Here is a 13,237-nt window from a genome sequence, read left to right as displayed (position 1 = left end):
GCCATGCAAATGGCCGTTTTAACTATTTTTGTGCCAATTTTCTACCCATTCATTCGCTTCCTGCCAATTGTTGACACGAATCACGCCATCAGGAATCGGTTCCTGGTTATAAGGAGTGTTGAAAAGAATCACCGGGATACTCAGTTCTTCATGGAGGTTTACTGCATTATCATGTTTATCTTCGAAAAATATATCCACATCGTATTTGCGGGCTGCCTCGATTTTATCATGTGAGCCAATCAGGTGGATGTCATGATATTTAAGTTCATTTACGGAGAACCATTCTTTCGTCAGGTCGAGTAAATGTCTGCCTCTTGCACTGATAAAATATAGTTCGTGCTCATTCTCCCAGCTTTTTAGTATATCCTTGGCTCCTTCTGCTAAAGGAGATTTAGAATAAATGACAGGTTCCATTTTTTTGAACCAGGCTGCGAATTCTTTTTCGGAAACCGATACCAAGGGCATAAAATCATATTGCTTGATATCATCCAGTGTAATATTCAAATCGAATCCTTCATTTAAATAAGGTACAAATGTAGTGGGACAAGTGACTGTACCGTCAATATCTATGCCGAAACGTTTTTTCATCCATCTTCTCCTTAAACATTCTTCTTTCTTTCATCTTACCAAATATGGATAGTCCACAAAAGATTTACTTTCTCAAGATTTAGTCAAACATTGCCATGATGAAATCCTCTCTGCTCGTAAACAATAATAAATGCTCCACTTAAGAAAGCGAGGGATTAAAGTGGCAGACCAAGAACGAAAACAGAGAGGTACCGAATATATCACTGAACCTAAGCAGGATGTCATCACGATCAGGGATGCGCGTGATGAAATATACCAGGAAGAAACAGCAACAGAACTGTATGCTCCTGCACGTGATGAACATTACCAGGAAATGACTGCGATAGCCGGACCTGAACGTGATGAACACTATCAGGAAATGACTGCAATCGCTGGACCTGGACGTGATGAGTACTATCAGGAGATGACAGCAATTGCCCGTCCTGGACAGTACCAGGAAGAAACAGCGGCTGAAATTGCTGCTCCTGCTCCACCTGCGATTAACAGAAGGTCAGAAGAGGAAAGTACAACTGGAGGACGAGGGCTTGCATACTCAGCTCTTGCTCTATCGATCTTGTCGCTGTTTATTTTACCTGTACTTTTTGGAGCAGCAGGGATTGTCCTTGGTTTCATGGCTCGCAGAAGAGGATCCGCTATCGGAAGCTGGGCCATAGGGATTGGGACAATCTCAATCTTAGTCGGTATCTTTATCCTGCCGTTCTTCTGACGGTGATATAAGATTGCCAACAAAAAATGCCCGGGAATCATTTCCCGGGCATTTTGATTGGTTATTGCTGAAGAGCAGCTTCACGAATCTTTTCTTCAGCAATTTTATCGATTTCTTTCTTAAGTTCTTCAACCATTGTTTCTTCAGGCACTTTACGGACAATCTCTCCTTTTCTGAAAAGAAGTCCTTCGCCTCTTGCCCCTGCAATGCCGATATCGGCTTCACGTGCTTCTCCAGGGCCGTTAACAGCACATCCAAGGACAGCTACCTTGATCGGTGCCTTAATCTTTGAGATGTACTCTTCCACCTCGTTGGCGATGCTGATTAGATCGATTTCGATCCGTCCGCATGTTGGGCATGAAATCAATGTTGCAGCATTGGCTGCAAGGCCAAATGACTTCAACAATTCTCTCGCAACTTTTACTTCCTCCACTGGATCGGCGCTTAATGATACTCTGACAGTGTTTCCGATGCCCTTGCTGAGAATCGCTCCAAGGCCAGCGGCACTTTTCACAGTACCTGCAAATAAAGTTCCGGATTCCGTGATTCCAAGATGAAGCGGATAATCAAAAGCTTTTGCCGCTTTCTCATATGCTTCAATCGCCAGGTTCACATCGGAAGCCTTCATTGACACGATGATATTGTGGAAATCAAGGTCCTCAAGGATTTTGATATGGTGCAATGCACTTTCTACCATGCCATCCGCTGTAGGGTAGCCATATTTTTCGAGGATCCTTCTTTCAAGAGAGCCCGCATTAACACCGATTCTGATCGGAATACCGCGTTCTTTTGCAGCTTTAACGACAGCCTCTACCTTCTCCCGCTTGCCGATATTTCCCGGATTGATCCTGATTTTATCAGCTCCGCCTTCAATTGCTTTAAGTGCAAGACGGTAATCAAAATGGATATCTACAACAAGAGGTATGTTAATTCTTTTTTTGATTTCTGATATGGCATTGGCTGCTCTTTCATCTGGACAGGCCACGCGGACGATCTGGCAGCCCGCTTCTTCAAGGCGCATGATTTCAGCAACGGTCGCTTCGACATCATGCGTCTTGGTTGTCGTCATACTCTGGATGACAACTTCATTGTTGCCTCCAATGGTTAAATTCCCTACCTTAATTGGACGGGTTTTGGTACGATGTATAATTTCACTCAACAGTGATTCGCTCCTTTGAAAAATGGAATTCATGAAAATGTTCCTAAAGTTGCATAACCCCATTTTATCAATTCTTTGCTCAAATTGACAAGGAAAGACTTCAATTGTTAGCCTTTGCTAATTTTGGCTGCTGTAGTCCGGGAATTTATAGGTGTTTCCGAACTTGATCTTTTGGGGATCTGTTCCATTGTTCAACTTTTTGAAGTCCTCCACCGCTTGTGAGACAGGAACGTCAAGTGGACTTTCTAAATATCTGTCAATGACTGATAGTACTGTATCACCAGGCAGTACTTCATGCTCGAAAAATGGAGTTTCTTGTGAACTTTGTACTTCTGCTTTCTCTGCCTTATGTTTTGTCGCCATTTCATGTTCTTGCATTTTTGCCGCTGGAAGGGTCCCTATGCTTAAATCATTGTAGACTGCGTAAGCTAAGATCAAGAAAACGAATAAACCTGCCAGTTTTTTCATAGGACCTTCCTCCTTTAATGCTTATATCATTATTTATGCATGTGAAATAGAGATAAGAACCTATTTGATAGAAAAAATGAAAGTTTTAAAAAAAGAAATGGAATAAGTAGGATACATTCTAGTTGAGAGACTTCATTTGTTTAAGAAAATGAATAAAGGGGCAGAAAGAAAGAAAACCATAGGATAAGGCAAAAAAAATACGCCAGAGGCGCATTTTTAACTTTCCTTAGGGTCAATTGCATGCAGTTCTTTAATGGCTAAAAGCAGCATCATTGAAGCTACAAACCAATTGACTGAGAAACTGAAGGGCACTTCTGTCTTTAAAAATGCCATAATCGTAAAAAATATAGTAGGGAGTGTTGTACTATATACGGCCATTCTCCATAAATGTCTGTATTGCAGCTTTCTGCCAGCGAGATTTTTTAAAAGAAGACCGAATAGGGCTAGTAGAGACACCTCAATGAATTTCATCCCGCTTGAAAAAACATAGACGACAATAAACAATAGGCCCAGCAACACGGGAAGTGAAGATTCAGCGGTGTCGACAAGTGAAATGAGGTCATCCTTTGTCATCGTTTCACTAGAGAACAGAGAGTAAGGAACAGCATTGGTTTCTCCGCCGGCAGCAAGAACGATTTCTTCCTGAAGCATGGCAACATTTGCATCCATCCCAGTGAGCTCTCCTTGATCAATCGCGCCGGTTGGATCAAAAATTAACGTGAAACTTCCATTTTTGATGGTTAGTGGTGCTTTTATGTCGGATTGGAGTATACCCTCTTCAATTGTGAAGGAGGGAAGGTCTTTTTGGATCGATTGTTTTACCGTGCCTACAGCTTCCGAGATTCCCGCAAACATATAATAGACAACTGGCAAGATAGAAATAAGTGTAAGCAAGAAGACGAATAAGATAGTTTTGCCGATTCCCTGGATTCTTGCGTCCGCTATTACCTTAGGGGAATACATGCTTTTTGCGATTTGTGTGAAGATATTCATAGGTACACGTCCTTTAATAGAGATACACTCCCTATTTTAGCTTTTGAAGCAGTTGAATAACAACCATTTTAAAATCACTTTGTAACATTTCTGTAACATAACGAGGAAATGTTAAGGTATTGTAAATTCGCTGCTTAAATAGTTTACTTTTCATTAATATTTCCTTCATAATAATCATGTTTGTAGATGTTTGTCGAAATAAATCTAGGGGTTGAAAAAATGGAATTGAATTTACAAGAAATGCTGTTTGAGTTCTTTGGTGGACTTGGTATCTTTTTATACGGCATTAAATTCATGGGTGATGGTTTGCAGAAGTCAGCGGGGGATCGATTGCGTGATGTCCTGGACCGCTTTACAACAAACCCCGTCATGGGTGTTTTAGCTGGGCTTATTGTTACTGTATTGGTCCAGAGCAGTTCTGCCACGACGGTCATAACTGTAGGACTTGTTAGTGCAGGTTTCATGACACTGCGCCAGGCGATTGGGGTCATCATGGGCGCAAACATCGGAACGACAATTACCGCGTTTATTATTGGTATTGATGTTGGTGAATATGCTTTGCCAATCATTGCCGTCGGTTCTATCCTTTTGTTCTTCTTTAAAAGTAAGAAGGTACATAATATCGGACAAATCGTTTTCGGTTTTGGTGCCTTATTTTATGGTCTCGAGTTGATGAGCGGAGGAATGAAGCCGCTTCGCAGTCTTGAGTCATTCCATGATTTGACAGTCGAACTCAGTTCTAATCCATTCTTGGGAGTTGTAATCGGTACAGTTTTCACTGTAATCGTACAAAGTTCGAGTGCGACGATTGGTATTCTTCAGGGATTGCATGCTGAAAACCTGATTAACCTTGATGGAGCTCTGCCAGTTTTATTTGGTGATAACGTTGGAACGACGATTACTGCTGTACTTGCAGCAATTGGTACTTCTGTAGCAGCAAAAAGAGCAGCTGCAACTCATGTGTTATTTAACTTGATCGGTACGACACTGTTTTTAATTCTTTTAAAGCCCTTTACTTTTATAATAGAGATTCTAAGAGACAATCTTTCTTTGAATCCAGAAATGACCATTGCATTTGCTCATGGGCTTTTCAATACAACTAATACGCTGATCCAGCTGCCTTTTGTTGCAGCACTTGCATTGATTGTAACGAAGCTGATTCCAGGCGAGGATTCAATTGTCGATTACAAGGCTCAGCATCTTGATCCTGTTTTTATTGAGCAATCTCCATCCATCGCTCTCGGACAGGCAAAGGAAGAAGTCCTGCGCATGGGTAAGTTCGCGTTAAAGGGACTAGAAGAAACGAATGAATTCCTTAAAACAAAAAACACAAAGCATTCCAATAATGCTTTACAGTTGGAAGAAGCGATCAATAATCTTGATAGGAAAATTACAGATTATCTTGTAGATTTGTCAACAAGCTCTTTATCAGAGCATGAATCAGAAGAGCATAGTATGCTGATGGACACAGTTCGAGATATTGAAAGAATCGGAGATCATTTCGAGAATATTGTAGAACTGATTGAGTATCAGCAAGCCAATAAAGTGAAGATGACCGATACGGCTATGGAAGACCTGGAAGTGATGTTCAACCTGACTGTTAGTACTGTGGAAGAAGCGCTTCAGGCATTGGACCAAAAGAGTCCGGAAGCTGCCAAAGCAGTAGTCACAAAAGAAGATGAGATTGACAGAATGGAACGTACGCTTAGAAAGCAGCATATCCTTCGCATGAACGAAGGCCAGTGTACAGGACAGGCTGGGATCGTATTCGTAGACATCATCAGCAACCTGGAGCGAATCGGTGACCATGCAGTAAACATTGCTGAGTACGTTTTAGGCGAACAGAAATAGTGGTAAAATAAGCAAAGGGAAACCTTTGCTTATTTTTTATTTCACAATCAAAAAGGATGGAATGAATGGAATTTGTTTATTGGATAATCATTGGAGTGTTATTCGTTGGAGCTTTTGCGAGTTTGGTCGTGCCAATCTTGCCAGGTGTTCTTTTAATGTTAGGCGGCTTCATCCTTTACGGCTTGTTTTTTTCTTTTGAGCCTTTTAACTGGTTATTTTGGTCCATTCAGGGACTCTTTGTTGCTTTGTTGTTTGGAGCTGATTATGTTGCTAATATCATCGGGGTAAAAAAATATGGAGGAAGCAAGGCTGGCATGTGGGGAAGCACAATTGGTTTGCTGGTCGGTCCCTTTGTCATTCCGATCCTCGGAATCCTGGTTGGTCCATTTTTGGGAGCGGCACTTGCGGAACTGCTCTTTAATAAAAAGAACCTGAATGAAGCGGTTAAGGTTGGCTTCGGTTCTGTCGTTGGTTTTGTCAGCAGTGTGGTGACAAAAGGAATCATCATGACCATCATGATTGTTTATTTCTTCATACTTATATAAAAAACTCGTGCTCGTGCAGCACGAGTTTTTTATATGGGTGGCAGTTTCGGCCTTAAAGAAATTTCCATTAATTTGAGCTGCGGGAGGTATAACCTTCATAATCGTATCCTTATGCGACAGAATCGCATCCCATAAGGAAACAATTCAAAGCGAATCGTACCCTTATGCGGCAGCATCGCATCTTATAAGGTAACAATTCAGAGCGAATCGTACCATTATGACGAATCGGCGGTGGCCATAAGAGCTCCTTTAAGAGGATAAAACCCGTTCTGAGTGTTTCTGTTTCCATATGGGCATTATTTGCACGGTTGATTAATTAAGCCCGCAAATTTCGAAGGAGCAGTTCTGGCAATCGACTTCTCTTTTTAAATAGGCGAGGTTTTTCACTGTGAATTTAAGCTGATCGTAAGCGATGATGTCTTTTTCACGTAATTCCTTAAGCATCCTTTGAATCACTTCGCGTGTTCCATATGTGAGATTCGCCAGCTCCTGATGGGTGAGGGGCAAATCAATCAGGATGCCTTCGTCTGTCATCACGCCATAACTGTTGCACAGTCTTATCAGAATGGAATATAAACCACCTTTTTTTCCATTCATGATCAAGTCCTGGCATTTCATCTGAGCTTTGAGATACCTGGTACTGAGCCAATTGACCATTGCATTCATAGCGGTTCTATCATTGATGATGAATTCCTCGAATTGCTCCCTTTTTATCATGAGGATTTCGCATTCTGTTAGGGTCTTTGCAGAAAAATGATAACGTGGATTGTGTTTGAACAACTCATACTCTATGATCATTTCTTCGCCATTCAGGATTTTGAGGATGAATTCCTTTCCTTTCATATGGATACGTCCAACCGAAACGCTTCCGCTCAAGATGACATAAACATTCTCTACATGTTCATCCTCTTGAAAAAGCATCGTGTCTGGCTTGATTTTTTGGATTGTTTCCCGGTCGATGAAGTTCTGCAAAATTAAGCTGTATAATGATATGTTTTTGTCCATCATGGTCGTCTCCTTATTAAGCCTTTCTATACTTTTGATTTAAAAGAATTGTTGTTACTGTGTCAATGGTGTATTGGTAATAAATGTAAGTATGATCCTTGGGTTGCGACTTATATCGTTGACAGGACGGCTTTCGGGCAATATTGACGATTTTCTGAAACTTTAATGGGAAAGAGGATTTGATCACTAGTACGGATTCATTTAAAGAGCACATTTTCAATAATTATGATGCTAATGAAAATAAAAGGCATAATCTTCGAAGAAAAGGGGATATTAAACTCGTTCTATAAAGCATTTTATTTGAAACGATTACCGTTCTTTGGTAATCTAAACTAGAAGCACTTTTAGAACAATTCTAATTACTGAATTGTAAGATAGATTTGTTCCGAAAGTGAAAACGATACATAGGAGGATGTTAAAAATGGCATTTGAATTACCACAATTACCTTACGCATATGATGCACTTGAGCCACACATCGACAAAGAAACAATGAATATTCACCACACTAAGCACCACAACACTTATGTTACAAACCTTAACAACGCTTTGGAAGGAAACGAAGAGCTTCTTTCTAAGTCTGTTGAAGAAGTTGTTTCAAACCTTGATGCGGTTCCTGAAGCAGCACGCACTGCAGTTCGCAACAATGGCGGCGGACATGCGAACCACTCTCTATTCTGGCAAGTGATTTCTCCAAACGGAGGCGGCGAGCCTGCTGGAGAATTAGCAGAAGCAATCAACTCTAAGTTTGGCGGCTTCGAAGGCTTCAAAGAGGAATTCTCTAAAGCTGCAACTACTCGTTTTGGATCAGGCTGGGCTTGGCTTGTTGTTAACAACGGTGAGCTTGAAGTGACTAGCACTCCAAACCAGGACTCTCCATTAATGGAAGGCAAGACTCCAATCCTTGGACTTGATGTTTGGGAGCATGCATACTACCTGAACTACCAGAACAGAAGACCTGAATACATTGGTGCATTCTGGAACGTTGTTAACTGGGAAGAAGTTAGCAAGCGTTACGCTTCTGCAAAATAATAATCGTTGATAGTAGAGAGGCTGGCAGTTCGATGCAGCCTCTCTTTTTCATGCCCTATTACGGTCCTTGAAGACTGTCGGGAAAAACTGAATAACCCCCTTTACTTTGTTAGAAACTACCCAAGAGAAAAGGGGAGTCGATCATGAGCAAAGTAAACAGATTATTAGGAGACATTGAACTGACAAAGGATTTAGCGCTCCTATTGATTATTGGGGGATTGTACTCATTGAGCATTGCCCTTTCGAATACCTTTGTTAACATTTATTTATGGAAGCAATCAGGTGAATTGGCTGATCTCGCAATGTATAATTTATCAATTGTTGTAGCCCAGCCGCTTACTTTTATACTTGCTGGAAGGTGGGCTAAGAAAGTCGACAGGGTAATAGTACTTCGAATCGGTGTCATTTTTCTGGCGTTGTTTTATGTAACAGTTTTGCTTGTTGGCACCAAAGCTTCCGAATTTTTGCTGCTATTAGGTGTGCTCCTTGGTATTGGATATGGTTTCTATTGGTTAGCCTACAATGTCCTTACTTTTGAAATTACTGAACCGGAAACACGAGATTTCTTTAATGGTTTTCTGGGCATCCTTGGTTCAGTCGGAGGGATGATTGGACCAGTAGCTGCAGGATTTATTATCTCCAGGCTTGAAAAATTGACCGGCTATACAGTAGTATTCGGACTTTCATTGGGGCTGTTTTCAATCGCTGTATTGCTTAGTTTCTTCCTGAAACGCAGACCAGCACACGGGAAGTATTGGTTCCAGCGAATCATAGCAGAAAGAAAACATGATAAAAATTGGCGAATGGTTACAAATGCTCATTTTTTCCAAGGCCTGAGAGAGGGAGTATTTGTTTTCATTGTATCGGTATTTGTTTTCATTGCCACTGACAGTGAGATGGCGTTGGGTACTTATGGACTGATCAATTCGGGGATTTCATTTCTTGCCTATTATTTTGTCTCAAGAATGCTGAAAAAGGAATACAGAAAAAAAGCAATCCTTGTGGGAGGAATCCTTCTTTTCCTCGCCATATTCCTGATTGTTTTCCAGGTCACCTATTTCCGGCTGTTGCTGTATGCGGCTCTGATTGCAGTTGCTTATCCATTGCTTCTCGTCCCGTATGTTTCTATGACTTATGACGTCATAGGGCGCGGCTGGAAGGCGGCTGAAATGAGAATCGAATATGTAGTTGTCCGCGAATTATTTTTGAATCTTGGCCGGGTTTCTTCTATATTACTATTCCTGGCTTCGATCCGTATCTTCAATGAAGAGCAGGCAATACCGATCCTCCTTGTCATTCTTGGGAGCGGCCATACATTGATTTACCTTTTTATCAGGAAAATCCAGTTGAAGGCTCCAGCATAACCGGGATGACTCCCGGTTTTTTCAAATGAATGGAAAATATTTCTGATACAGTTTATTAATAGAAAAAGACATCCATATTCGGTAAAATAGTATATAGTGCATTTTTGGACATACAGACTGAAGAGGTGGGAGAGGCTTGAACAAAAAGAAAAAAAAGACACATGTTCCATTCAGGCTGAATATGGTTTTTTTCGCGGTTTTTGTTTTATTTTCGATGTTGATTTTAAGGCTTGGCATTGTTCAAATTGTTTACGGTGAGGATTTCAAACGGGAAATAGAGCGGACAGAAGATGTGACGGTGAACAATCCTGTTCCTAGAGGGAAGATGTATGACCGAAACATGAAGCCGATTGTTGATAATACGCCTAGTAAGGCAATAACGTATACAAAGAGCCAGAGCACCGATACAAAGGAGATGCTGCTGGTCGCAGAACGACTTGCAAAACTGATATCAAAGGATTCCGAGGATGACTTAAAGAAAGTCAGGGAACGGGATAAAAAGGATTACTGGATTTTAAGGAATGAAGAGCGTGCCCGAGAAAAAATAAATGAAAAAGAATGGGCAGAGTATGATGAAAAGAAACTGGATGATAAAGCACTTTATAATCTCCAGCTTGATCGGATAACGGAAAAAGAGTTGAATGAATTAACGAAGGACGACCTGGAGATTCTTGCTATTTTACGTGAGATGATGAGCGGATACGCACTATCTCCGCAAATCGTCAAAAAGGATGTAACACCTGAGGAGTTCGCTATAGTAAGTGAAAATCTCGAAATGCTGCCAGGCGTCGACACAACCACGGACTGGGAGCGTCAATATAGCTATGATAAAACGCTGAAATCCATTTTAGGGAAAGTAAGTGACTCAGAGAAGGGTCTTCCGAAAGAAAAGCTAGAGTATTATCTGGCACGAGGGTACAGCCGGAACGACAGAGTGGGTCTAAGCTATATCGAGCAGCAATACGAGGATGTGCTGCACGGGCAGAAGGCAAAGGTTAAAAACATTACGGACAAAGGCGGAAACGTTCTTGACACACAGGTGATTACTGACGGACAGCGAGGAAAAGACCTTGTGCTGACGATCGATATGGACCTTCAGCTCGCTGTGGAGAAAATCATCGAAGAAGAATTGGCAAATGCGAAGCAGCAGCCTAGAACAGGGCTTCTGGATAGGGCATTTGTTGTATTGATGGACCCTAATACAGGTGAGGTCTTAACGCTTGCTGGAAAGCAGATCGTAAGGGATGAAGAAACTGGCAAAACGGTCATGCAGGATTTTGCGAGCGGAAATTTTACAACTTCTTACAACGTTGGGTCAGCTGTTAAAGGAGCAACGATTTTAACAGGATTCAATACCGGGGCAATCAGTCCGGGTACACAGTTTTACGATACACCAATTAAAATTGCAGGCACGAATCCAAAAAAATCATGGAAAGCAGGCCTGGGTACACTTGATGATCGCAATGCCCTTAAGGTGTCATCTAACGTATACATGTTCAGGACGGCGATTAATATCGGAAAAGGAAATTACAAATATGATCAGCCTTTGTACCTTGAGCCCCAAGCGTTTGACACAATGAGGAATTATTTCAGTCAATTTGGCCTTGGCACAAGGACAGGTATAGATCTGCCAAATGAAATGGTCGGTTTCAAGGGCGGAGATACAGGTCCTGGTCTCTTGCTTGACTTTGCGATTGGCCAGTATGATACGTATACAAACCTTCAACTGGCACAATATGTTTCAACGATCGCAAATGGAGGCAACAGACTTCAGCCAAGGATCGTCAAAGAAATCAGAGAGCCAGTTATGAAAAATAATGAAGTAGGACCAGTCTTGAATGAATTTGAACCTGTCATCCTGAATAAGGTCGATGGCAAACCAGAATGGTTTGACAGAGTCCAGGAGGGTTTCAGAAGGGTTATGCAGGAGCGTGGCGGTACAGCCTATGGAGCATTTTATACGGCCGATTACAAACCTGCTGGCAAAACGGGGACTGCCCAAGCTTATTATGATGGTCCAAAGAGAAAGAATTATGAATTGCCTCCAGAAGTAATGAACTTGAGTCTGGTTGCGTATGCTCCATATCAAAATCCGGAAATTGCCATGGCTGTCATGGTACCTTGGGCATATGAAGGAAATCAGGGTCATCATGCGAACAATGATATCGGACGGAGAGTCCTTGATACGTACTTCGAACTGAAGAAGAAGCGACTGGAAGGAAACATGAATCCTGAACAGCCAGTCCAGGAAATTGAAGAAAAAGAAGAAGGAACGGAGCTTTTAGAGGAAATCGAAACGGAAACAGAACAATAAATCATATTCTTAAACTGTCTCAGATGAGGCAGTTTTTTTTATTCATGCTGGGCATACTATCAGCAACCGGAAAATCCTTTGTATGTAAATCGACAGAATTACACAAAATACACCCGAATTTACAAAACCTTTACATTCAGTTAAAACAACATTAAAAAAATAAAGTTATTCTTATTTCTGTAGGACATAACATACATTCACATCTCTTAGGGGGAATTGAAGAATGAAAAGTTTTAAAAAGATGAGTCTGTTTTTAATGCTGGCAGCTGTTATGGTATTTGCTGCAGCTTGTGGTGGTGGGGATAATGAAGGTGGAAACGGTGAAGAACTAGAAGGCAGCGTCGTAATCGATGGTTCTGGTACTGTTTATCCATTCATGGCACGTATGGCGGAAAATTATATGGGAGAACAAGAAAATGTCTCTGTTGAAGTAAGCCGCTCAGGAACATCGGCCGGTTTCAAGAAGTTCCTTGCAGAAGATGGAACAGACTTCAATGATGCTTCCCGCCAGATTAAGGAAGAAGAAAAAGCAGAAGCAGAAAAACTTGGTATTGAAGTACAGGAAATGAAAGTTGCACTTGATGGTATTACAATTGTCATCAATAAAGATAATGACTGGGCTACTGAGCTTACTGAACAAGAAGTTAAAGATATATTCCTTGCTAGTGCTGGAAAGAAAAAGTGGTCTGATGTCCGTGCTGACTTCCCGGATGAAGAAATAAAGACCTATGGTCCAAATGAAAACCATGGAACATACGAATTCATGTTTGAAAAAATCCTTGAAGAACAGGATCTTCCAGAAGACATTAATCTTCAGCAGGATTACTCAACTCTAGTTGACCTTGTTTCTAAGGATAAGAATGCAATTGGTTTCTTCGGTTATGGTTATTATGAAAGCAACCAAGACAAGCTTTCTGCGGTAAAAGTCGACTTCGGCAATGGCCCTGTGGAGCCGTCTTTGGACACTATCAAAGAAGATGGTGATTATGCTCCATTTACTCGTCCGGTTTTCACATATTTAAATGTGAACAATGCTAAAGAAAAACCGCAAGTACTGGATTATGCTATTTACACAATGAACAATGCACAGGATGTTGCAAAAGAGACTGGTTTTGCACCATTATCTGATGAAGATGTAAAAGCTGTTCTTGATACATTGAATGGCATGAAGAAGTAATGCCAGACACACGAGAAGATGAGAGGTCTAACCTTCT

The 13,237-nt window shown here is 41.3% G+C and carries 12 protein-coding genes; 7 read left to right on the top strand and 5 right to left on the bottom strand.

Translation table 11 applies throughout. The annotated features are described in order from the left end of the window. Nucleotides 1-18: 18 nt before the first annotated feature. Nucleotides 19-588 carry a 5' nucleotidase, NT5C type gene (locus tag LGO15_RS16960; RefSeq protein ID WP_167831579.1) on the bottom strand — a complete coding sequence of 190 codons (570 nt, stop codon included), beginning with the start codon at nucleotides 586-588 and terminating at the stop codon, nucleotides 19-21. Nucleotides 589-748: 160 nt separating this feature from the next. On the opposite strand from LGO15_RS16960, the gene LGO15_RS24370 reads away from it, so the two are divergent. Further along, entirely contained in the window at nucleotides 749-1,294 is a 546-nt protein-coding gene (locus LGO15_RS24370) for a DUF4190 domain-containing protein (RefSeq protein ID WP_413231353.1), read from the top strand. A gap of 61 nt (nucleotides 1,295-1,355) precedes the next feature. Here LGO15_RS24370 and ispG read toward each other — a convergent pair whose 3' ends face one another. The 3 genes from ispG to LGO15_RS16940 all read right to left on the bottom strand — a co-directional run bounded on the left by ispG (nucleotide 1,356) and on the right by LGO15_RS16940 (nucleotide 3,914). Beyond that, nucleotides 1,356-2,444, bottom strand: coding sequence for a flavodoxin-dependent (E)-4-hydroxy-3-methylbut-2-enyl-diphosphate synthase (ispG, locus tag LGO15_RS16950; RefSeq protein ID WP_226087921.1), 1,089 nt, complete (start codon nucleotides 2,442-2,444; stop codon nucleotides 1,356-1,358). 126 nt (nucleotides 2,445-2,570) lie between these two features. Further along, a complete protein-coding gene (locus LGO15_RS16945) occupies nucleotides 2,571-2,921 on the bottom strand; it encodes a hypothetical protein (protein ID WP_226085357.1) in 351 nt (116 codons plus the stop codon). A 216-nt stretch (nucleotides 2,922-3,137) separates the two neighbouring features. Then, nucleotides 3,138-3,914 carry a DUF1189 domain-containing protein gene (locus tag LGO15_RS16940; RefSeq protein WP_226085356.1) on the bottom strand — a complete coding sequence of 259 codons (777 nt, stop codon included), beginning with the start codon at nucleotides 3,912-3,914 and terminating at the stop codon, nucleotides 3,138-3,140. A gap of 219 nt (nucleotides 3,915-4,133) precedes the next feature. On the opposite strand from LGO15_RS16940, the gene LGO15_RS16935 reads away from it, so the two are divergent. Both LGO15_RS16935 and LGO15_RS16930 read left to right on the top strand, forming a co-directional pair. Then, a complete protein-coding gene (locus LGO15_RS16935) occupies nucleotides 4,134-5,765 on the top strand; it encodes a Na/Pi cotransporter family protein (RefSeq protein WP_226085355.1) in 1,632 nt (543 codons plus the stop codon). Between the two features lie 65 nt (nucleotides 5,766-5,830). Beyond that, nucleotides 5,831-6,310 carry a DUF456 domain-containing protein gene (locus LGO15_RS16930; RefSeq protein WP_226085354.1) on the top strand — a complete coding sequence of 160 codons (480 nt, stop codon included), beginning with the start codon at nucleotides 5,831-5,833 and terminating at the stop codon, nucleotides 6,308-6,310. Between the two features lie 312 nt (nucleotides 6,311-6,622). Here the strand turns inward: LGO15_RS16930 and LGO15_RS16925 are convergent, their stop codons facing one another. Next, nucleotides 6,623-7,318 carry a Crp/Fnr family transcriptional regulator gene (locus LGO15_RS16925; protein WP_226085353.1) on the bottom strand — a complete coding sequence of 232 codons (696 nt, stop codon included), beginning with the start codon at nucleotides 7,316-7,318 and terminating at the stop codon, nucleotides 6,623-6,625. Nucleotides 7,319-7,736: 418 nt separating this feature from the next. Between LGO15_RS16925 and LGO15_RS16920 the strand changes: the two genes are divergently transcribed. From LGO15_RS16920 to LGO15_RS16905, 4 genes are all read left to right on the top strand, one after another. Beyond that, nucleotides 7,737-8,345 carry a superoxide dismutase gene (locus LGO15_RS16920; RefSeq protein WP_167831572.1) on the top strand — a complete coding sequence of 203 codons (609 nt, stop codon included), beginning with the start codon at nucleotides 7,737-7,739 and terminating at the stop codon, nucleotides 8,343-8,345. 143 nt (nucleotides 8,346-8,488) lie between these two features. After that, a complete protein-coding gene (locus LGO15_RS16915; protein WP_167831571.1) occupies nucleotides 8,489-9,709 on the top strand; it encodes an MFS transporter in 1,221 nt (406 codons plus the stop codon). A 181-nt stretch (nucleotides 9,710-9,890) separates the two neighbouring features. Next, on the top strand, nucleotides 9,891-12,023 hold the full coding sequence (locus LGO15_RS16910; protein WP_413231406.1) for a peptidoglycan D,D-transpeptidase FtsI family protein: 2,133 nt from the start codon (nucleotides 9,891-9,893) through the stop codon (nucleotides 12,021-12,023). Nucleotides 12,024-12,246: 223 nt separating this feature from the next. Next, on the top strand, nucleotides 12,247-13,200 hold the full coding sequence (locus tag LGO15_RS16905) for a PstS family phosphate ABC transporter substrate-binding protein (RefSeq protein WP_226085351.1): 954 nt from the start codon (nucleotides 12,247-12,249) through the stop codon (nucleotides 13,198-13,200). Nucleotides 13,201-13,237 lie beyond the last annotated feature (37 nt).

Source organism: Mesobacillus sp. S13 (assembly GCF_020422885.1).
In the GTDB taxonomy this organism is placed as follows: domain Bacteria; phylum Bacillota; class Bacilli; order Bacillales; family Cytobacillaceae; genus Mesobacillus; species Mesobacillus selenatarsenatis_A.
Note: the sequence above shows the minus strand (reverse complement) of the source record. Positions and strands in the feature narration are given on the sequence as shown.